General features: G+C 70.5%; 19 protein-coding genes. 13 read left to right on the plus strand and 6 right to left on the minus strand.

Annotation, left to right across the window (positions count from 1 at the left end):
• Positions 1-23 precede the first annotated feature (23 nt).
• Positions 24-1,208, plus strand: coding sequence for an acyl-CoA dehydrogenase family protein (locus tag ACFQVD_RS35530; RefSeq protein WP_343974898.1), 1,185 nt, complete (start codon positions 24-26; stop codon positions 1,206-1,208).
• A 64-nt stretch (positions 1,209-1,272) separates the two neighbouring features.
• On the opposite strand, the gene ACFQVD_RS35535 is transcribed toward ACFQVD_RS35530, so the two are convergent.
• The 3 genes from ACFQVD_RS35535 to ACFQVD_RS35545 form a co-directional block, all read right to left on the minus strand.
• The gene (locus tag ACFQVD_RS35535) at positions 1,273-2,142 is read right to left on the minus strand and encodes an ABC transporter permease (protein WP_343974895.1); all 870 of its coding nucleotides are present in this window, start codon (positions 2,140-2,142) and stop codon (positions 1,273-1,275) included.
• Positions 2,143-2,184: 42 nt separating this feature from the next.
• On the minus strand, positions 2,185-2,967 hold the full coding sequence (locus ACFQVD_RS35540) for an ABC transporter ATP-binding protein (protein WP_343974892.1): 783 nt from the start codon (positions 2,965-2,967) through the stop codon (positions 2,185-2,187).
• Between the two features lie 120 nt (positions 2,968-3,087).
• On the minus strand, positions 3,088-4,188 hold the full coding sequence (locus ACFQVD_RS35545) for an ABC transporter substrate-binding protein (RefSeq protein ID WP_343974889.1): 1,101 nt from the start codon (positions 4,186-4,188) through the stop codon (positions 3,088-3,090).
• Positions 4,189-5,613: 1,425 nt separating this feature from the next.
• Here ACFQVD_RS35545 and ACFQVD_RS35550 point away from each other — a divergent pair.
• The 12 genes from ACFQVD_RS35550 (at position 5,614) to ACFQVD_RS35605 (ending at position 16,972) form a co-directional block, all read left to right on the plus strand.
• A complete protein-coding gene (locus tag ACFQVD_RS35550) occupies positions 5,614-7,755 on the plus strand; it encodes an acetate--CoA ligase family protein (RefSeq protein ID WP_343974886.1) in 2,142 nt (713 codons plus the stop codon).
• Complete coding sequence (locus ACFQVD_RS35555; RefSeq protein ID WP_343974883.1) at positions 7,752-8,534, plus strand: citryl-CoA lyase; 783 nt, start codon at positions 7,752-7,754, stop codon at positions 8,532-8,534. Before ACFQVD_RS35550 ends, ACFQVD_RS35555 begins: the two co-directional genes overlap by 4 nt.
• A gap of 72 nt (positions 8,535-8,606) precedes the next feature.
• Positions 8,607-9,956: a Rieske 2Fe-2S domain-containing protein gene (locus tag ACFQVD_RS35560; protein ID WP_343974880.1), complete on the plus strand. Its 1,350-nt coding sequence runs from the start codon at positions 8,607-8,609 to the stop codon at positions 9,954-9,956.
• Positions 9,957-9,966: 10 nt separating this feature from the next.
• Complete coding sequence (locus ACFQVD_RS35565) at positions 9,967-11,157, plus strand: Gfo/Idh/MocA family protein (protein WP_343974877.1); 1,191 nt, start codon at positions 9,967-9,969, stop codon at positions 11,155-11,157.
• Positions 11,141-12,109, plus strand: coding sequence for a PDR/VanB family oxidoreductase (locus ACFQVD_RS35570; protein WP_343974874.1), 969 nt, complete (start codon positions 11,141-11,143; stop codon positions 12,107-12,109). Before ACFQVD_RS35565 ends, ACFQVD_RS35570 begins: the two co-directional genes overlap by 17 nt.
• 86 nt (positions 12,110-12,195) lie before the next feature.
• Positions 12,196-13,221 (plus strand): DODA-type extradiol aromatic ring-opening family dioxygenase, encoded by a 1,026-nt coding sequence (locus ACFQVD_RS35575; protein WP_343974871.1) that lies wholly within the window; start codon positions 12,196-12,198, stop codon positions 13,219-13,221.
• Positions 13,218-14,297 (plus strand): amidohydrolase family protein, encoded by a 1,080-nt coding sequence (locus ACFQVD_RS35580; protein WP_343974868.1) that lies wholly within the window; start codon positions 13,218-13,220, stop codon positions 14,295-14,297. Before ACFQVD_RS35575 ends, ACFQVD_RS35580 begins: the two co-directional genes overlap by 4 nt.
• A complete protein-coding gene (locus ACFQVD_RS35585; protein ID WP_364149849.1) occupies positions 14,294-14,956 on the plus strand; it encodes an RraA family protein in 663 nt (220 codons plus the stop codon). The genes ACFQVD_RS35580 and ACFQVD_RS35585 overlap by 4 nt, the downstream gene beginning before the upstream one ends.
• Positions 14,953-15,351 (plus strand): RidA family protein, encoded by a 399-nt coding sequence (locus ACFQVD_RS35590; RefSeq protein WP_343974862.1) that lies wholly within the window; start codon positions 14,953-14,955, stop codon positions 15,349-15,351. The genes ACFQVD_RS35585 and ACFQVD_RS35590 overlap by 4 nt, the downstream gene beginning before the upstream one ends.
• Complete coding sequence (locus ACFQVD_RS35595; RefSeq protein ID WP_343974859.1) at positions 15,344-16,003, plus strand: RraA family protein; 660 nt, start codon at positions 15,344-15,346, stop codon at positions 16,001-16,003. Before ACFQVD_RS35590 ends, ACFQVD_RS35595 begins: the two co-directional genes overlap by 8 nt.
• Positions 16,000-16,683, plus strand: a complete 684-nt coding sequence (locus ACFQVD_RS35600) for an RraA family protein (RefSeq protein WP_343974856.1) — start codon at positions 16,000-16,002, stop codon at positions 16,681-16,683. The genes ACFQVD_RS35595 and ACFQVD_RS35600 overlap by 4 nt, the downstream gene beginning before the upstream one ends.
• Positions 16,684-16,780: 97 nt before the next feature.
• A complete protein-coding gene (locus ACFQVD_RS35605; protein WP_343974853.1) occupies positions 16,781-16,972 on the plus strand; it encodes a ferredoxin in 192 nt (63 codons plus the stop codon).
• A 39-nt stretch (positions 16,973-17,011) separates the two neighbouring features.
• On the opposite strand, the gene ACFQVD_RS35610 is transcribed toward ACFQVD_RS35605, so the two are convergent.
• The 3 genes from ACFQVD_RS35610 to ACFQVD_RS35620 form a co-directional block, all read right to left on the minus strand.
• Positions 17,012-17,764 (minus strand): IclR family transcriptional regulator, encoded by a 753-nt coding sequence (locus ACFQVD_RS35610; protein ID WP_343974850.1) that lies wholly within the window; start codon positions 17,762-17,764, stop codon positions 17,012-17,014.
• Between the two features lie 546 nt (positions 17,765-18,310).
• Complete coding sequence (locus tag ACFQVD_RS35615; protein ID WP_343974847.1) at positions 18,311-19,048, minus strand: SDR family NAD(P)-dependent oxidoreductase; 738 nt, start codon at positions 19,046-19,048, stop codon at positions 18,311-18,313.
• Positions 19,049-19,118: 70 nt separating this feature from the next.
• Positions 19,119-20,354, minus strand: a complete 1,236-nt coding sequence (locus ACFQVD_RS35620; RefSeq protein ID WP_343974843.1) for a cytochrome P450 — start codon at positions 20,352-20,354, stop codon at positions 19,119-19,121.
• Positions 20,355-20,817: the final 463 nt, after the last annotated feature.

Here is a 20,817-nt window from a genome sequence, read left to right on the forward strand (position 1 = left end):
ATATCCAACCGAGGAGTTCCACCATGACCGCTGACTTTGGAGCGTTCGACGGTCCGTCGGTCGCGCCCGAGCTGGCCTACCACGCGCCGTTCGACGAGGAGGAGGAGCTGTACCGGCAGACTGTCCGGACCTTCCTCGACAAGGAGATCGAGCCCGCCTTCCACCAACTGGGCACCGACAGCGCGTCCCGGCACGCGGTGTGGCGGGCGGCCGGCCGCGCCGGCATCCTGGGCGCGGTGATCCCCGAGGAGTACGGCGGTCCCGGCGCGAGCCCCATCGCCAACGTCATCCTCTCCTACGAGATCGCCCGCTCGCAGTGCTACGGCACCGTGGGCAGCCTGTACTGCACCGACCTCGCCACCGGTGCCTTCCTGGACGGCGCGTCGCCGGAGCTGATCCGGGAGTGGGCGCCGAGGATCCTGGCCGGGGAGGCCATCCAGTCGATGGCCATCACCGAGCCGGACGCGGGCAGCGACGTGCTGGCCATGCGCAGCTTCGCGGAGCGAGACGGCGACGACTACGTGCTGTCCGGTGACAAGACGTACATCACCAACGGCGACATCGCGGACATGCTGTACGTGGTGGCCAAGACGTCGAAGGAGCGGCGCGGGCGCAGCCTGACCATGTTCCTGGTCACGCCCGAGATGGCCGGAGTGACCCGCCGGAAGCTGGCCACCACCGGCTTCCCGGCCGGCAACACCGCCGAGCTGCACTTCGACCGGGTGCGTATCCCGGCCTCGCACGTGCTGGGCGGTGAGGGCGGCGCGATGCGGATCATGATGGGCTCGCTGGCGCTGGACCGGCTGCAGATCGGTTTCCGCGCCCTCGGCCAGGCCGAGCTGGCGTTCCAGCAGACGGTGGAGTACGTCAAGCAGCGCGTCGTGTTCGGCAGCCCGCTGTTCGAGTTCCAGAACACGAAGTTCGCGCTGGCCGACATGAAGAGCGAGATCGAGGTCGGTCGGGCGTACCTGCACGAGATGGTGCGCAAGGTGCGCAGCGGCGTCGCCACCGCCACCGAGGGGTCTGTCGGGAAGCTGTGGTTGTGTGAGATGTCCAACCGGGTCATCGACGGGTGCGTGCAGTTGTTCGGCGCCATGGGCTTCATGGACGAGACGCCCATCTCGCGGATCTACACCTCCAATCGGGTACTGCGGATCTACGCCGGGACCTCGGAGATCATGAAACAGTCCATCGCCCGCGACCTCTGACCCGGCCGCGCACATGCGAGAAGGCCGCCGCCCCTGCCAAGGGACGGCGGCCTTCTCGCATGTGCTACCGGCGCGGGGCCCAGGGGGCGACGCGGCGGCCGATCCAGGTGACCGCGGACTGCAGCGCGACGCCGATCAGCGACACCGTCACGATGCCCGCGTACATCCGGTCCGCCAGGAACACCTGCCAGGAATTCCAGATGAGGAAGCCCAGGCCGTCCCGGCCCTGCACGAACTCGATGCCGATGACCAGCAGCACCGCGGTCCCGATGGCGATGCGCAGTGAGGTGAACACCTCGGGCACCATCGCCGGCAGGGTGACGTGCCGGAACGTCTGCAGCCGGCTCGCCCCGAAGGACCGGGCCGGCTCCAGGTAGCCCTCGGGAATGCCGGCCACCGCGGACATGGTGGAGATCACCACGATGAAGAAGACGCCGAACGCCACCAGCAGCACCTTCGGGGTCATGCCCAGCCCGAAGACCATCAGCAGCAGCGGGAGCACCGCGAGCTTGGGCACGGTGTACAGAGCGCTGATGATCGGCTCGATGGCGGTGCGCAGCTTGCGGATGCTGCCGAGCAGCACGCCGAGCAGGATGCCGGCCAGCGATCCGCCCAGGTAGCCCAGCATGAGCACCTGGAGCGTACTGGACGCCGCCTCGATCACCAGGCCGGAGGAGAGCAGCTCGACAAAGGAGACCACGATCTCGCTCGGCGGCGGCCAGAACCGCTGGTCGACCAGCCCGCTGCTGGAGATCGCCTGCCATACGGCGAGGATGAGGACGGGCGTGCCGAACCGCAGCAGGTTGTCGACCAGAACCCGGCGCCGCTGGAACCGGACGGGGTCGCGTTCGGCGAGGTCCGGTCGGCGCAGGACGGTGTCACCGCCCTCCCCGCCGGCCCGCGCCCGCTTCTCCGTCTGTACCAGGTCGGTCATCGTTCCCACCTCTTCACTTCCCCACGGTTTCCGGCCGCCCGCTCACGCGGACACCTGGGAGCGCGGCTCCATCGCGGACCGCAACCGGTCCCAGATCTCGCCCTCCAGCTCCGCGAACTCGGAGCTGCGGCGGATGTCGGCCGAGCGGGGCCGCTCGAACGGCACCTCGAACTCGGCCACCACGCGCCCTGGCCGGGAGCTCATCACCATCACCCGGTCGCCGAGCAGGATCGCCTCGTCCAGGTTGTGGGTGATGAAGATGACGGTCCTGCGGTCCTCCTGCCAGAGCTCGAGCAGCTCGGCCTGCATGATCTGGCGCAGCTGCGCGTCCAGCGCGGCGAACGGCTCGTCCATGAGCAGGATCTGCGGCTCCACCGCGAAGGCGCGGGCGATGGAGACCCGCTGCCTCATGCCCCCCGACAGTGTGGACGGGTAGGCGGACGCGAAGTCCGCGAGGCCCAGCCGGGTCAGCCACCGGGAGACCCGCTCCCTGGACACGGTCGCCGGGATCTTGGCGATGTCCAGGCCGAAGCGGACGTTGGCCTCGACGGTCTTCCACGGGAAGATGCTGTAGTCCTGGAACACCACCGAGGTCAGCGGGGCCTCCCTGCTGGTGCTGCGCAGTGACACCTCGCCGGCGCTGGGGCTCAGCAGCCCGGCGATGACGCGCAACAGGGTGGACTTCCCGCACCCCGACGGGCCGACGATGCAGAGGAACTCCCCGTCCCTGACGTCGAGGTCGATGGGCCCCAGGGCCTGGACGCTGGAACCACCGGATGCGAACACCCGTTCCACGCCGCGTACCGCGACTCTACTGTCGTTCACGACTTCTCCGCTCTTCCGGTTCTCGGCTCTTCCGGCCGGCGGCGGTCGCTCCCTGCCGTCGTCATCCGGTGCCCGATAGGTGAAAAGGGGCCCCGCCGCAGCGGGGCCCCGCCGCCAGGCTCAGCCGGCGTTCTTCAGTTCCTCGGCGAAGGAGGTGTTGAAGAGGTCCTGCTCACCGAGATCGTCCTTGTACTGGAGCAGCCCGCTGTCGATGTCGCGGTAGTAGCCCTGGTAGATCGAGGCGTTCTCGGTGTGCAGGTTGTAGTCCGCTTCGAAGGCCGAGGGCTCGGTGGTGCGGATGGAGTCCTCGGGGATCTTCTGCGCCGCGGCGAGGGCGGCGACCACCTCCTTGGTCTGCCGGTAGTCCTTGAGCAGGTACTTCTGGGTCGTCCTGGCCATCGCCCTGGTGAAGGCCAGCCCGGTCTCCCGGTCTTCCTTGATCAGGCGGTCGTCGAACATGTAGAAAACGCCGGTGGTCGGGGCGATCGCACCCTTGACGAACTCGCAGCACGCGTCATCGGCCACCACCTTCTGGTGTGGGGTCGAGGCGTAGGCGGCGCCGACCGCGCCGTTGCGCAGCGCGTTGACCGAGTCGGCTGAGGTCAGGTCCTGCCACTCGACGTCCTTGGGACCGATGGCGACGTTGTTGCTCTTCAGGTGCTCGAACAGCGAGGCCCACAGTGCGGGGCGGTTGCCGCCGGGACCGGCGAGCTTGACGCCCTTGAGGTCGGTCAGGTCGAATTTCCCGTTGTCGCCGAAGATGCTCTTGTTGACGTACAGGCCCTGGTCGGTGCTCTCGGGCCGGCCGCCGCCGGGGAACACGATCCGGATGTCCTCGCCGGACGCGATGAGGTTGAGCAGGCCGGGGGAGACCTGGGTGGCCAGCACGTCCACCTTGCCCTGTGTCATCATGACCAGCGCATCCTGCGTTTGCAGGAACTCGAACCGGATCTGGATGTTCTCCTTCTCGAACTCCCCGAGGCTGTCGGCGAGCGCGACCGCGGCGTAGGAGCCGACGATCGACGAGATGCCGATCTTGATCGTCTTGCGCTCGGCGAGTGGCTTGGGCTTCAGTTGCGCGGCCAGGGCGTCGTCGCCCGTGGCGGAGAAGGCACTGACCTCTCGCTTCTCTGTGGCGCCGGAGTCGCCGCCGCAGGCGGCGGTGGCCAGGGTGAGGGCCAGCGGCATCGCCACTGCCATCAGCCTCAAGCTGGGACGCATCGTTCAGCCTCCTCATGGGCTGCGGATCAATCCCGCAGGCCGTTCATCGCTGGGGAGGAGATGACGGCCGGTGATGGCGGGATTTCGATGACGGGGGGATCAGGGGTCGCCTGACACCGGCGCGGCACTGCTGGCTCGCCGGTATGGCGCTCACGGTCGGCTGGTGACTTGTCGTTTTGGGGATGTGGTCGCTGGCGGCGCGGGCGGACGTGCCGGTGACACGCCCAGGTGTCCTCGCGGTGCCGGAGCCGACCGGGCCGGGAGGTCCGGCTACCGGTCAGTCAGATACTTCGTCGAGCATCTCGACCTCGATATCTCACAATGTATGACGATATCTCGTGCAAAAATATGGTCTGAGGCGCACCGCGTCAAGGATGCGGCGGCCTCGTCTCTGCGGAGGACCGTATCCGGCGTTCCGCTTGGTTGTCCGACTCGTCCTGCGATGACGGGCCGAGCTCCGGGTGGGGCGGTGGGTTGGTGTGTCCGCTCCGGAACGGTGCCGGCGGCGGGCGAACGGTCGTGCGCCGCGGTGCCGGCACCCTTGTCTTGGGTAACGACGTGCCGTAGCGTATCCCGAAATAACGATGAAATACTACGTGTCTTGACGAAATAGTAATGAAACGCCCACAGAGGGTGTAGTCGGGCGTGTCGATCGCGGATACGGGCGGCCTGGCGGCCCGGACACGCTCGCCGGGCCCCGTGTTCGTCCGGGGCGCCGGTTCCGGCGTCCGCGCCGCGGTGGCCGGTCCCGTGTTCCGCGGCGGGCGGCCCTGTTCCGCCGGCACCGTCCTGCCGGCACCGTCCTGCCGACACCGAATCCCCGTGGGGCCGATGCCCGGCGCGCTGTCGGGCAGCGCCTTCGGACCTTATGGATAGATCCCGTAATCCCGGTTTAAGTCACGACTCCCCGTAGTCAGGTGGTGCCGTATGGCGGGAGAGGTGGACCCCGGTGGGATCGACAGGCCGGTCTGAGAGTGCTTTCCCATATGTCGAAGCAGGTTCGACCGCACCTGGCCGCCCTGGTCGGCCTTCGGCTTCGGCGCCCCCCACAAACAGCGATATTTCGTGTAACATCACGAAAGGTCGCAGTAGTCGATCCTTGGGGGTTATCGTGTCAGTAGGCGCAGTAGTCGCCGGGGCGGGGTCGTGATGAGCGCCCGCCCCCTCCTTGGGGACCCCGCCGCCGGTCCGGTCCCTCCGCTGGTGACCAGCTGTGAGCACTGCCTCACCGTCACGTGGGCCGGCGTGTCCGCCTGCTCGTGCGAGTTCGGGCGCTTCGTCGCGACCGAGGAGTCCGCCCTGGACATGCGCCTGGGTGTGTCCGGTGGGGCCGTCCGGCGGTCGGATGAGTCGGGGTCATTGCCTCAAAGCCGCGATATCTCGTAAGGTGCAACGAAATAACATGAAATGGAAGCGGGGTAGCGCATGGGAGCGGCCGGTAGCGAGGCGGCCACGGGTCTGGTCGGACGGGTGGACCTGTCCCGGCTGGTGAACCCTTCATCTGTGGCGATCATTGGGGCATCGGACCGCCCGGGCAGCCTTGGATCACGAACAGTCGCAAACCTCCTCGACCATTCGGACTTCACTGGTACGGCGTACCTGATCAGCCGGAGCAAGAAGACCATCCACGACCTGCCCTGTTACCAGAGCGTGCTGGACCTGCCGGAGTCCCCCGACGTCGCCCTGCTGGTCGTCCCCGCCGCGCAGACGCTCTCCGTGCTGCGCGAGTGCGCCCTGAAGGGGACCCGGTTCGCCATCGTCTTCACCTCCGGGTTCGGGGAGATGGGCGAGGAGGGCAAGCGGGCCGAGGCGGAAATGGCGCAGATCGGCCGCGAGTCCGGGATGCGCATCTACGGACCCAATTCGCCGGGCCTGTGCAACCTGAACCGGCGGCTCGGCCTGATGTTCTCCCCATCGTTCCACCTGGACCAGTTCGCCGGCCCGATCGGCCTGGCCACCCAGGGCGGCGGCATCGGCCGCTGCTTCCTGCAGGCCATGGAGCGCGGCGTCGGCGTCGGGCTGTGGGCGTCCACCGGCAACGAGGTCGACCTGACGGTCGCGGACTTCATCCGCCACTACGCCGACGACGACGCCATCACCGTCATCGCCAGCACGATGGAGGGTGTCAAGGACGGCCCTGCCTTCGTGGACGCCGCGCTGTACGCCGCCGAGCGCGGCAAGCCGGTCATCGCGCTGAAGGTCGGCCGCTCCGATTACGGCGCCCGGGCCGTCGCCTCGCACACCGGCTCGCTGTCCGGCGCCGCCGAGGTCAACAGCGCGGTGTTCCGGCAGGCCGGGGTCGTCGAGGTCGACGACATGGACGAGCTGATCGACACCGCCGCGCTGTTCGCCCGCAAGCGGCCCACCGGGCGTGAGCGGATCGCCGTGTACGGGTTCTCCGGCGGTGGTTGCGCGCTCGGCGCCGACGCGGTCGGCAACGCCGGGCTGGAGCTGGCCGAGTTCTCCGACAAGACGCTGGCCCGGGTGCGCGAGGTGCTGCCGGACTACGCCGCGGTGGCCAACCCGGTCGACGCCACCTCCGACATTCTCACCCGCACCGAGATCGGCTACGAGAGCCTGCGCGCCGTCGCCGACGACCCCGACGTGGGCCTGGTGCTCTACCCGTTCCCCTGCGACTACGAGGAGCTGACCGAGGCGATCGGCGCGTCCATCGCCCAGGTCCAGCGGGAGACCGAGACGCCGATCCTGCCGGTGTGGATGAGCGACCGGCTCGGCCCCGGCTACGACGAGCTGGTCAAGGGCGGGCTGGTCCCGGTGCGCAGCGTTCGCAACGGCACCGCGGCGTTGCGCCGCTGGGTCGAGCGGGGCCGTTGGACCCACCAGGAGGGCTGGCGCCCACTCGGTGTCGCGTCGTCCGGCGGCGAGCGGATCGTGCACACCGAGCCGACGGCCAAGGAACTGCTGGGCCGGCACGGCGTACCCGTCCCGGCCTCCGGAGTCGCCACGACCGCGGACGAGGCGGTCGCCGTCGCCGAGCGCGTCGGGTACCCGGTGGTCCTCAAGGTGGTCAGCGCGCAGATCACCCACAAGAGCGACGTCGGCGGCGTCGCCGTCGGCCTCGCCGACGCCGGGCAGGTCCGCGCCGCCTACCACCGGATCCGGGAGGCCGTGCCGGCCGCCCGGCCGGATGCGGAGGTCGGCGGCGTGCTGGTGGAGGCCATGGCCTCGGCCGGCCTGGACGTCCTGGTCGGTGTCTCCCGCGACCCGGTGTTCGGCCAGGTCGTCACCTTCGGCCTGGGCGGCGTCCTGGTCGAGCTGTTCGGTGACGTGTCCCGGCGGCTGCTGCCGCTCACCCCGGACCAGGCCCGCGCCCTCGTCGACGAGCCGCGTTGCGCCGCCCTGCTGCACGGTGTGCGCGGCGGCGAGCCCGGCGACGTGGACGCCCTGGTCGACCTGCTGGTCAACGTGTCCCGCTTCGTCGAGGCCAATGCCGCGGTCGTGGACGAACTCGAACTCAACCCGGTGCGGGTGCTGCCCGCGGGACAGGGCGTCGTCGCCCTGGACGCGGTGCTGGTCACCGCCGGGTCCGTGGAGGCAACCCAGTGATCAAGACCGAAATCGGGCAGACCACCCCGGACCGCATCACCGTCCGTGGCCACGACCTGGCGAACGAGCTGATCGGGCAAATCGACTTCGTGGACATGATCCTGCTCGTCACCATCGGGCGCCGGTGCGAGGGCAACGAGAAGGACATGCTCAACGCCATCATGGTGACCGTCACCGACCACGGGCTCACCCCGAGCGCGCTGGCCGCCCGGCTCACCTACCTCGGCGCCCCCGAGGCGCCGCAGGCGGCGGTGGCGGCGGGCCTGCTCGGGGCCGGCAGCGTGTTCCTCGGCGCCATGCAGGACGCGGCGGTCATGCTCCGCGAGGCCGGCCGGGACCTCACCGAGGACAGCTCGGACGAGGAGGTCGCCAAGACCGCGCGCGAGTTCGCCGCCGCGCGCCGGGCCGCCCGGGCGCCGCTGTACGGGCTCGGCCACAACATCCACGTCGACGGCGATCCGCGGATCCCGGTGCTGCGCGCCGTGTCCGAGCGCAACGGCTACTTCGGTCGGTACTGGCGGCTGCTGCTGGCCCTGGACGAGACCAGTTCCACGGTGTACTCGCGGCGGCTGCCCGCCAACACCGCCGGGGCGGTCGGCGCCATGGTGCTCAGCATGGACCTGCCGTTGCACCTGGCCCGGGGCCTGGCCCTGGTCGGCCGGTGCGCCGGACTGCTCGGCCACCTCATCGAGGACGAGCAGGCCCCGATCGGCCAGGAGTTGTGGGATCTGGTGCTGCGCCAGGACGAGCGGAACAAGCTGCCAGGGGATCCCCGATGAGGAGTCCGGACCTGAAGAGGAACGCGAACCGGGCGGAGAACCCGGGCCGCAGAGCCGCCGAGGAGTGCCGCCATGCTGCGCGCTGACATGAACGAGACCCTGTCCCGGGTGGGGCGGGGCACGCCGATGGGCGAGCTGTTCCGCCGGTTCTGGCTGCCCGCGGTGCTGACCTCCGAAGTCGCCGAGCCGGACTGTCCCCCGGTGCGGCTGCGCATCCTCGGTGAGGACCTGGTCGCGTTCCGGGACTCCTCCGGCAAGGTCGGCATCGTCGCCGCGTACTGCTCACACCGGCTGGCGCCGCTGTTCTTCGGGCGCAACGAGGAGGGCGGGCTGCGCTGCGTCTACCACGGCTGGAAGTTCGACACCGGCGGCCGGTGCATGGAGACGCCCAACGTGCCGCCCGGTGCCCCGGACATCCGCAGGAACGTGGGCATCACCGCCTACCCGGTGCACGAGAGCGCCGGGGTCGTCTGGATCTACATGGGGCCGAAGGAGACGCAGCCGCCGTTCCCCGCACTGGAGTACGCCAACGTCCCGGCCGAGCACGCGTTCGCCGCCCGCTGGCTGCAGCGCACCAACTGGTCGCAGGGCATGGAGGGCGAGATCGACAGCTCGCACATCAGTTGGCTGCACCGCGACTTCGACAAGAACACAACCAAGCAGAAATCGACCGGCGCGCAGATGTCCAGCGACGCCGCCCCGCACATCGAGCTGCGGCAGACCGAGTACGGCCTGGTCTACGGCGCCCGCCGTGAGCACGAAGGTCAATACCTGTGGCGGGTCACCCAGTTCATCCTGCCCATGTTCAGCCTCATCCCGCGGGCACCGGGCGGCTTCGTCTCGGGCGGCGGCCGGGCCTGGGTGCCGGTCGACGACAACCACACCACCGTCTTCACCTTCGGCTACCGGGTCGACCAGCCCATCGGGCAGGAGGAACTGGACAGCTACTACAACAGCGGCGCACTGTTCCCGCCGCGGATGGAACGCGGCCGGTACGTGTTGCCCGGCGGGTACGCGATCGACACCTGGCTCCCGCTCGCCAGCAAGGAGAACGACTACCTGCTGGACCGGGAGGTGCAGCGCACCGTCAACTTCACCGGCATCTGGGGCGTGCACGACCAGGACCGGGCGCTCGCCGAGAACTCGCGCAGCATCGGCAGTGCCGACCCCGGCATCATCGACCGGTCCGCCGAGCACCTGGTCAGCTCCGACCGGGCGGTGGTCGCCGCCCGGCGAATCCTGATCAACCTTACCGACGCGCTGAAGAAGGGCGTGGAACCGGCCGTCGTCGCCGACCCGGACGCGTTCGGCGTTCGCGCGATCAGCAAGCTCACCCCCATCGCGAGCTTCGACGAGTTCATGGCGGTCTACGGCGAGGAGACCCGGGCGACCGGCGTATGCCGACCGGTCCCGGTCGAGTAGGGGTCGTCGGATGAGCGCACGCACGCTCGGGCTCGGCCTGGTCGGGCTCGGTCTCGCCGGAGGCGTTATGGCGTCGGCCGCCCGCACCCACCCGGGCATCCGGCTGGCGGGAGCGGCCGACCCCGACCCCACACTGAGGGAGCGGTTCGCCGGCGCGGAGGGGCTGCCGGTCCATCCCGGCATCGAGAGGCTGCTGGCCCAGCCCGACGTGGACGCGGTGTACGTGGCCACGCCGCACCAACTGCACCGCGAGCACACCGTCGCCGCGGCCCGGGCCGGCAAGCACGTCATCGTCGAGAAGCCGATGGCACTGACGGTCGCCGACTGCGACGCCATGATCAAGGCGGCCGAGGCGGCCGGCGTGGTCCTGGTCGTCGGGCACACCCACGGGTTCGACCCGGCGGTGGCGCTCATCCGGGACCTGGTCGGCTCCGGCGGGTACGGCCCGCTCGGCATGATCGCGCTCTGGAACTACACCGACTTCCTGTACCGGCCGCGCCGCCCCGAGGAACTGGACAGCGCCCGCGGCGGCGGCATCCTGTACAACCAGATCCCGCACCAGGTCGACATCGCCCGCACCGTCGCCGACCGGCCGGTGCGTTCGGTGCGCGCCACCGCCGCCATACTCGACCCGGACCGCCCCACCGAGGGGGCGTGCGCCGCGCTGATCGAGTTCGAGGGCGGCGGCGCGGCCAACCTGGTGTACAGCGGCTACGACCACTTCGACAGCGACGAACTGCACGGTTGGATCGCCGAGGGCGGGGGCCCCAAGACACCCGCGCACGGCGCCGCGCGGCGCAGGCTGGCCGCGCTCACCCCCGAGCAGGAACAGCGGTCGCGCACCGCCGACTTCGGGTACGGCGCTCGCTCCCCGCTGCCCCCGCCGCACCAGCCGCACTTCGGCGAGCTGGTGGTCACCTGTGCCGGCGCCGACCTGCGCTGCTCGGCCGACGGCGTCACCGCCTACACAGACCGCGGCGTCGAGCAGCTGGCCGTGCCGCGGACGCGGTGGTGGCCGGGCCGGGGGAACGTCCTGCAGGAACTGGTGGACGCGGTCGTGCACGGCCGGCCCGCCCAGCACGACGGCGCGTTCGGCCGGGAGACCGTCCGGACCTGCCTGGCCATCGCCGAATCCGCCCGCGAGCGGCGCGAGGTCTTCCTCAGCACCCAGGAGGTGTCCATCCATGTCCCAGTCCGTTGAGCCGCTGACGGTCCGTGTGCAGGCGGTGCGCTGGGAGGCCGACTCGGTCCTCTCCTATGAGTTCCGCAGACCGGACGGGGCGGCGTTGCCGGCGTTCACCGCCGGTGCCCACATCGACCTGCACCTGGGGAACGGCCTGGTGCGCGGCTACTCGCTCTGCGGTGACCAGGCCGAGACCGACCGCTATGTGGTCGCGGTCAACCGCGACCCGAACAGCCGCGGCGGCTCGGAGTGGATTCACGCCAACGTGCATGCCGGCGAAACGATCACGGTGTCCACGCCGCGCAACAACTTCCCGCTGGCCGAGGACGCGGAGCACAGCGTGCTCATCGCCGGCGGCATCGGGATCACGCCGATGCTCGGCATGGTGCGTCGGCTGGCCGCGCTCGGCCGTGACTGGACGCTGTACCTGGCGGTGCGCGCTCGTGGCCAGGCGGCGTTCCTGGACGAGCTGACCAGGCTGGCCGGTGACCGGCCCGACCGGGTGCGGTTGCACGTCGACGAGGAGAACGACGGGGCTTTCCTGGACATCGAGGCCGTGGTCGCCGCTGCGGGCGACACCGCGCACCTGTACTGCTGCGGGCCGGTGCCGATGCTGGAGGCGTTCGAGAAGGCCACCGCGGGGCTGCCTCCGGAGCGCCGCCACCTGGAGTACTTCGCGGGCAAGGACGACGCGGCCACCGAGGGCGGTTTCGAGGTCGAGCTGACCCGCACCGGGATCACGCTGACCATTCCCGAGGGGTCCACCATCCTTGACGCGGTGCTGGAGGCCGGGGTGGACATGCCGTACTCGTGTGGCGAGGGCGTCTGCGGCTCCTGCGAGACCCGGGTGATCTCCGGCACGCCCGACCACCGGGACCTGATCCTCACCGACCAGGAAAGGGAGGCCGGCGAGACCATGATGATCTGCTGCTCCGGCAGCAGAAGCGCCCGGCTCGTCTTGGAGCTGTGAGCAGCCCGTGAACGGGCCCGCGGGCGGACCGCGACCGACGGGCCGACAGGGCCGGCTGGGCCGGCAAGGCCGAAAAGGAGGAACGAGTGGCTGAGATAGTGCTGGGCATCGGCACTTCACACAGCCCGCTGCTGGCCATCGAGCCCGCGCTGTGGGCCGAACGCGCCAAGGACGACCACCGCAAGCAGGAGCTGTACCTGGCCGACGGCCGGGTGGTGTCCTACGCGGAGCTGGCCGAGGAGACCGCCGGCCGGTACGCCGACCGGGCCGTGCCGGAGAACTTCGAGAAGCAGGCCCTGCGGGCGCAGCAGGCGCTGGACCGGCTGGCCGCGGCCATCGCCGAGGCCGAGCTGGACGCCCTGGTCGTCATCGGCGACGACCAGGAGGAGCTGTTCAGCCGGGCGCACATGCCGGCGATCGCCGTCTACAACGGCCCGGAGATCGTCACGCACCCGAAGAACGAGGTCAACCCGAACCTGCCCGGCTGGTACCAGGAAGCCAACAAGGGCTACAAAATGGACGCGGTGCACCGCCACCCGGTCGCCGCCGAACTGGCCGACGGCCTGATCGAGGGGCTGATCGAGGCGGGCGTGGACGTCGCGGTGGCCAGCGAGGTGACCGACCCGCACCAGGCCGGCTTCGGGCACGCCTACGGCTTCGTCATCGACCGGCTCTGCGGCGACCGGCCGATCCCGATCCTGCCGGTCATGCTCAACACCTACTTTCCGCCCAACGTGCCGCGGCCCGGCCGCTGTTACGACATCGGGCAGGTCATCGGCCGGACCCTGGCCGCGTTGCCCGGCGGACAACGGGTCGGCGTGGTCGCCTCCGGCGGGCTGACCCACTTCGCGGTCGACGAGGACCTCGACCGGCGGCTGCTGGCCGCCCTGGAGGCCGGGGACGTGGACACGCTGCGCGCGCTACCGCCGTCCGGCCTGCGCTCCGGCAACTCCGAGATCCTCAACTGGATCATGACCGCCGGGGCGGTCGACGGCCTGACCGTGACCGACTCCGAGTACATCCCGGTCCAGCGCACCCCCGCCGGAACCGGCATCGGGCTCGCCTTCCTCGTCTGGCGGCCCGTCCCCTCCGCACCCGGGAGCTCCCTGTGATCATCGACGCGCACGGCCACCTCATCACCCCGCCCGCGGTCTTCGCGGTGCGCACGGTCCTGCAGGCATCCAACGGCCAGCACTCCAAGGAGTGGTACCTGGACCGCTACGTCCGGGACGAGGAGATCACGGCCTCCGCCGACCGGGGCGTCCGGCTGATGGACCAGGTCGGCACCGACGTCCAGCTCATCTCGCCGAGGCCGTTCGTGCTGATGCACTCGCACCCGGTCGTCAAGGACGTGCGGCTCTGGGTGGAGTTGCAGAACGACCTCATCCACCGCACCGTCTCGCTGCACCCGGACCGCTACCGTGGCATGGCCGGGCTGCCGCAGGTGACCGGGCAGCCCGTCGAGATCGTCTTTGACGAGCTGGAGCGCGCCATCGGCGAGCTGGGCTTCGTCGGCGTGCTGCTCAACCCCGACCCGGACGAGGGCGGCGGCCGGTCGCCGCGGCTGTCCGACCCGTACTGGTACCCGCTGTGGGCCAAGCTGGTCGAGCTGGATGTGCCCGCGCTGATCCACAGCGCCGGCTGCCGCGGCCGGGAGACCTACGACGAGCACTTCGCCACCGAGGAGAGCCTGGCGGTCACCTCGCTGGTGCACTCCGAGGTGTTCGACCGGTACCCCGACCTGAAGATCATCATCAGCCATGGCGGCGGCTCCATCCCGTACCAGATCGGCCGCTGGCGCGCGCACTGGTGGCTGGACCTGGCGACCAAGAAGAAGCACATCGCGCGGTACTTCCGGGACCTGGAGCACGCCGGGATGAACGGCGAGCCGCTGCCGGACGCCCCGGCCGACCTGACCAGCTTCGACGACGCGCTGCGGCGGCTTTGGTTCGACACGGACGTGCACAGCTCCCACTCGCTGGAGCTGCTCTTCCGTACCGTCGGCACCGATCGCTGCCTGTTCGGCACCGAGCGCCCCGGCAGCGGCGGTGCGATCAACCCGGCGACCGGCCGCTCCTTCGAGGACTTCAAGTACACCATCGACCGCATCGGCTTCCTGACGGACGAGGACCGCGCCCTGATCTACGAGGGCAACGCCCGCCGCGTCTTCTCCAGGCTGGCCCGATGACCGCCGCGACGACCGGAGTGGTCACCGCCGAGCTGGTCCGGGAGGCCGCCGCGCTGCCCGCGGCCACCCTGCACGAGGCCGCCGGGAAGATCGGCGCGCTGCCCGCGGCGATCGGCCCGGTCCGCCCCGGCATGCGGGTGGCCGGCCCGGCGCTGCCGGTGCTCAGCCCGCCCGGGGACAACCTGTGGCTGCACCGCGCCATCTACGCGGCCGAGCCCGGCGACGTGCTGGTGGTGGCCTTCGGCGACGGGGCCGATCCGCTGGAGTACGGCCACTGGGGCGAGGTCATGGCGGTCGCGGCGCTGCACCGAGGCATCGCCGGCCTGGTCACCTCCGGCGGCGTCCGGGACGGCGACCAGATGGCCGAGCGAGGCTTCCCGGTGTTCGCGCCGTCGCTGTGCATCCGCGGCACCGGCAAGGATCCGGACGGCCGGGGCTCGGTCGGCGCGCCGGTCCGGATCGGCGGTGTGACCGTGCGCCGCGGCGACCTGGTGGTGGCCGACGGCGACGGCGTCGTGGTGCTGCCCGTGGCGGACGCCGCCGGGGCGGTGCGGGCCGCGGCCCGGCGCGAGGCCGCCGAGCAGGAGATCTTCGACAGGCTCGCCGCCGGCGAGACCAGCCTGGACATCTACCGGCTGCCCGCTGAGGGGGAGTCGTGAGGCGGCGCAGCGTCGTCGTCCCCGGCCTGGAGCACGGGACGAACCCCATCCCGGCGGCCTCCCGGGTCGGCCCGCTGCTGGCCACCGGAGGTGTCCGCGGTGTCGACCGGGTGACCGGCGAGCTGCCTGCGGATGTTCCCGGCCAGGTCCGGTACGCGTTCGCCAACCTGCGGGCCGTGCTTGAGGCCGGTGGTGCCACCACCGGGGACGTGGTGCACGTGACGGTGTTCGCCGCAGCCGACGTGCGGGTCGCGGTGAACGAGGAGTGGGTCGCGATGTTTCCCGACCCGGCCTCCCGGCCCGCTCGGCACCTGATCCGGCACGACCTGCCGGGCGGGATGCTCGTGCAGCTGGAGGCCACGGCATACGTCACGGAAGGAGAGACGGATGGGTGACGACCTGCTGGTACGGCTCGGCGTGCTGGACACCTGCGCGGTGTCGGATGCGATGGACCGGCTGGGCCTGTCCGGGGCCGTGCCGGGCCTGGCCCCGCTGACCGGGCACCGCCGCATCGTGGGGCGGGTCACCACGGTGCGGCTGGGCGACGCGGCCGACACGCCGCCGAGCGGGCGGCATCTCGGTACCGCCGCCGTCGAGGCGTCCGGGCCCGGTGACGTCATCGTGGTCGAGCACGGGCGGACCGACGTGTCCGGCTGGGGCGGCATCCTCTCGCTGGCCGCGGTCGGCCGCGGCGTCGAGGGGGTGATCGTGGACGGCGCCTGCCGCGATATCGACGAGAGCCGCGAGCTGGGGCTGCCGCTGTTCGCCCGCGCCGCCGTCCCGGTCACCGCGCGGGGCCGCGTGGTCGAACGCGACTGGAACGTCCCGATCACGGTCGGCGGGGTCGGCGTGGCCCCGGGCGACCTGGTGATCGCCGACGGCAGCGGGGTGGTGTTCCTGCCCGCGGCGCGCGCCGGGGAGATCCTCGCCGCCGCGGAGCAGGTCGCCGAGCGGGAGCGGGCGATGGCCGAACAGGTGAGGGCGGGCGTGCCCGTGTCCCAGGTGATGGGCGCTCGCTACGAGACGATGCTGCAGGAGAACCGATGAGCACCACCACGACCACCACGACCACCGCGGCCGACACCGCGACCACCGCCGCGCTCAAGGCGCTGAGCTGCACCGACGTCAGCGACGCGATGGACCGGCTGGGTATCGCCGGGCACTGCCTGGGCATCATGCCGCTGGACCGTTCGTTCCGGCTGGTCGGCCGGGCCTGGACGCTGCGCTACGGCCCGGTGGGCCGCGACCCCGGCACGGTCGGCGACTACATCGACGACCTCGGCCCCGGCCAGGTCGTGGTGCTGGACAACCAGGGCCGGCTGGACGCCACCGTCTGGGGCGACCTGCTGACCTACACGGCGATCCGCAACGGCGTCGAGGGCACCGTCATCGACGGCGTGTGCCGCGACGTCGATCGCTCGGTCACCACCGGCTACCCGGTCTTCTCCCGCGGCAACTGGATGCGCACCGGCAAGGACCGGGTGCGCGTCGAGGAGATCGGCGGCCCGGTGTCCGTCGGCGGCGCCCGGGTCGAGCCGGGCGACTGGCTGCTGGGCGACGGCGACGGCGTACTGTGCATCCCGGCGCCCCGGGTGCATGAGGTGATCACCGTCGCCGAGGAGATCCGGAACGCCGAGGAGCGGATCCGCGACGCGGTGCGGGACGGCCGTTCGTTGCGCGCCGCCCGCGAGGAGGTCGGCTACCACCGCCTCCAGACGAGGCGTTGAGGCCGTCGGCGCCCCGGGCCCCGGGGCGCCGTGCTGGAACCGACGCCCGGCCGTTTTCCGGAGCGGGGCTGATGTTTGCGAGACAAGGCAGGGTGAGATGAGAGTCAGCGTTGATTCGGGCCGGTGTGTCTGCACCGGCACGTGTGCGTTCGTGGCACCTCAGGTGTTCGCGATCGAGAACCACAGCGAGCTCGTGGTGCTCCGGCCCGAGCCGGACGAGTCCCTGCGCGACCTGGTCCTCGACGCTGAGGAGCAGTGTCCCACCGGCGCCATCCAGGTCACCGGCTGACGTCCGCCGCCCCGCCCTGACCCGCCTCGCCCGGGCGGGTCAGGCGCCGCGGCCGAAGACGGTGTCGCGGACCTCCAGGACGACCTTGAGCAGCCGGTCCTCGTCGGCCTGGATCCGGTCGGAGGGGCCGATGATGCCCAGGCCGACGACCTCGTCCCCGACACTGCCCGAGACGGCGAAGGAGCTGACACCGACCGTGCCCTCGTCGACGGACCGGAACCAGCCGAGCTCGCGGTGCTTGCGCACCTCCTCCTCCAGCTCCCGGGGGTTGGTCTTGGTGTTCTCGGTGAGCCGGGGGAGCGGCTTGAGGCGCAGCAGCCGGCCCAGGTCGTGGTCGTCGAGCCTGCTCAGCAGCGCCTTCCCGATCGCGGTGCCGTTGATCGTGAACGTGTCGCCGACCTCCACCACGTACCGCAGCCGGTGGCCGCCCTGCGAGACCGCGACGATCTTTATCCGGTCCCCGGTGAGCACCGCGCACGAGGCCGTCTCCCCGGAGCGCTGCGCGAGCAGGCCGCTGGCCTCCGCGCCGAACGCCGACAGCGGGTCGTTCTCGGAGATGGCGGTCGCGGTGGCCAGCAGCCGGCCGGTCGGGTAGAAGCGCCGCGTCGTCGCGGTGCGGCTCACGTAGCCCAGCTCGTGCAGCGTGTTCAGCAGGTCGGAGCTGCTGCTCTCCGGGATGTCCAGCAGGCGGGCCACCTCGGACTTGGTGAGCTCCCGCTTCTCCCGCGCGAAGATCTCGAAAAGCGCCATCGCCCGGGCCGCCGCGGGCACGGTGGAGCCGCCGGCCTCCACCGGCCCCCCACGCGACCGCCGTCCGCGCCGCGCGGATGCGGCCGATTCTGCCGCCTGTGCCATTGGCAAACCCTCTCACAGTTTTCGCACACGTAGGCGCTGCGCGACATCCGTCCCTGATACCCAACGGGCGGAAGGCGACAATCAGGTGATCAATGCCGGACGTGTGGCAAAGGTAGAAAAGCTGCAAACCGCGTCCGCAGTCGGTCCGATCGGTGGTGCCGCCGGGCGCCGTCGGCCACGGGTGACCGAATAGCGCGCCAGCCGGTGTGAAGCGTGACAAGGATACCGCGATGAGGGCGCCTAATCATCGTCAGAGAACACCGCATAGGTGAATACCCGCGAGTTCTTCGCATCCACCGCCCGGCGGGGGTCGCGCGACGGCGGCATGATCCGCTACGGCTGTGGACCTTTCGGGCTTCCCTGTGACGCCCGTTTCGCCCGGTGACCGGGTACGGGCGCGGAGCGGAGGCGAACGAGGTCGTACGACCCCGTCGGCTCCGGGAATCACCGGGCCACCCGGCCCGGTGATTCCCGGAACGGCCGCTACGGCATGAACTTGCCGCCGTTGACGTGGAGCGTCTGGCCGGTGATGAAACTCGCCTCATCCGATGCCAGGAATGCGACGGCGTGGGCGATCTCCTCCGCCTCCCCGGTCCGCTTCATCGGAATCCTGGAGGTGTCCAGCGGTGCACCCGCCCGGGTGGTCCCCTCGGTCCGGGTCGGGCCCGGCGAGACCACGTTGACCCGGATCAGCGGGGCCAGTTCCGCTGCCAGCGCCCGGCTCATCCCGAGCACCCCGGCCTTGCTGGCCGAATACGCGATGAGATTCGGATTGGCCATGGACCCGGCGCCGGAGGCGATGTTGACGATTGATCCGCCACCGGTCTCCACCATGCTCCGGGCGGCTTCCCGGCACACCGTGAACGTACCGGTCAGATTGACGCCGATGACGAGGTTCCAGATCTCGTCCGTGGTGTCCAGCACGGGTGCGAACGGGAAAACACCGGCGCTGTTCACGACGGTTCCGATACGCCCGTACTCGGCGACCGTGAACCGGATGAGAGAACGGACGTCATCCGGCCGCATGACGTCCGTGCGGACGGCCGAGGCGGCCACTCCGAAGCGTTCAGCGCATTCCGCGGCGACCGCCTTCGCATTGTCCGGATCGAGGTCGGCGATGACGAGCGAATCACCGCGCGAGGCGAATTCCAGGGCGATGGCCTTACCGATTCCGCGGCCCCCGCCCGTCACCAGTGTCGCGGTGCCCGTTGATTCCGGCACGAGTATCCTCCATTGTCGAGCGTCCGATGTCCGGCCACCTGGCCGTCCCCGGCCGGGTGGCCGCGGGCGGTCAGGCCCAGCGCACCGGGAGAGCGGCCATGCCGCGGGTGAGGAACGAGCCGAGCCACTCGACCCGGTCGGTGTTCAGCGCCAGTCGCGGTGCCGCGGCCAGATGAGCGAAGGCCACCTGGGCCTCCAACCGGGCCAGGCTCGCGCCCAGGCACATGTGGATGCCGCCGCCGAAGGTCGCGTGCCGTGAGTTGCCGCGGCGGATGTCGAACCGATGCGGGTCCTCGAACACCGCGGGGTCGCGGTTGGCCGCCGACAGGATCGCGTACACGTGTTCGCCCTTGTGGATCCGCACGCCGTCGAGTTCCATCTCCTCGGGGGCGATCCGGCACAGGCTGTTACGGGCCGGACCCTCGTAGCGCAGCATCTCCTCGACCGCGGACGGGATCACGTCCGGGTTCGCCCGCAGGTCGTCATAGGCCCCGGGGTGGGTGAGCAGCAGGTGCATGCCGTTGGCGATCAGGTTCTTGGTGGTGCTGAACCCGGCCGAGTGCAGCAGCATGCAGTTGGCGATGATCTCCAGGTCGGTGATCTCCCCGGGGGAGGCCTGGATGAGCTGGGAGATGATGTCGGTCCCGCCGGGGTTGGCCCGCCGCTCCTTGATCAGCTCCTCGAAGTACGCGAAGCACTCCGCGGCGGTGGCCTCGCGGCGCGCGGCGACGTCGGCGGGTTGTGCCAGTGGCTCCAGCGAACCGTGCAGTGCCTCGCCCCAGGCCAGGAAGTCGTCCTCCATTGTCGGGGGGACGCCGACGAGCCGGCAGATCAGCCGCAGCGGCACCTTGTAGGAGAAGTCCTGGATGAAGTCGAACTCGGCCCGGTCGCGCAGCCCGTCGAGTAGTTCCTGGACGATCTCGCTGACGTCCTGCCGGTTCTGCTCGACCGCCCGGGGGGTGAACAGCCGGGAGACGACGGCGCGCAGCCGGGTGTGGTCGGGGGGGTCGCGGAAGGCCAGGCTCTCCAGGAAGATCTGCTGCGTCGGGGTGACGCCCTCTTTGCCGTCCATCTCCTCCCGGCTCCATCGCCGGTCCTTCACCAGTTGCTGGGTGGCGTCGTAGGACGTCACCAGGATCGGGCCCTGCGCGGTCCGGTAGACCGGCGCGTGCTCACGCAGCCGGTCGAAGAACCGGTAGGGGTCGGCGGTGATCTCTCCGCGGTCGGGGTGGTGCGACGTGAGGTAGAGCATCGCCTCCTCGGCGATGCTCCGGCTCTGCGGTGACGCCGCGAGATCGGTTGCCATGCGAGATCTGGCCTCCTCTGTGTGCTCCGTGCAGGCTCTACGAGGCGGGCACGGCGATTCATCGCCGGTGTCGGCGGTCATGCGTGCGGTACCGGGCGGCAGGACGGCCACCTGGATGGCTATATTGCGAACTGCTGTTGCACTATACGGTATTTCGTGGTGTTGGCCAATGCTTTGGGGGCGTCCGTAACGAGCGGGCGGACTGTGGGGTCGCCCGTCGGGCGGGGTGTCCCAAGCCGGCGGGCCGGGCGGCGGGAGTTCCGGCAAGGCTGCGACGTCGTAGTTACGGTATTTCGCAGGATTCCACGGGTGAGCGTCACTGCTGGCGCGATCGGAAGCAACGATATGCGGCATGAAGTCGAACAAGAGGGGATCTGGCGACAGGTGACCCTTGCGGCATGTATGCGAAATATCGTAGATTTCCACGAAGTTACATGATTGGCCGATGAGGGCGAGCCGTGAC

The sequence above is a fragment of the Streptosporangium amethystogenes subsp. fukuiense genome (assembly GCF_042665875.1).
In the GTDB taxonomy this organism is placed as follows: Bacteria; Actinomycetota; Actinomycetes; order Streptosporangiales; family Streptosporangiaceae; genus Streptosporangium; species Streptosporangium fukuiense.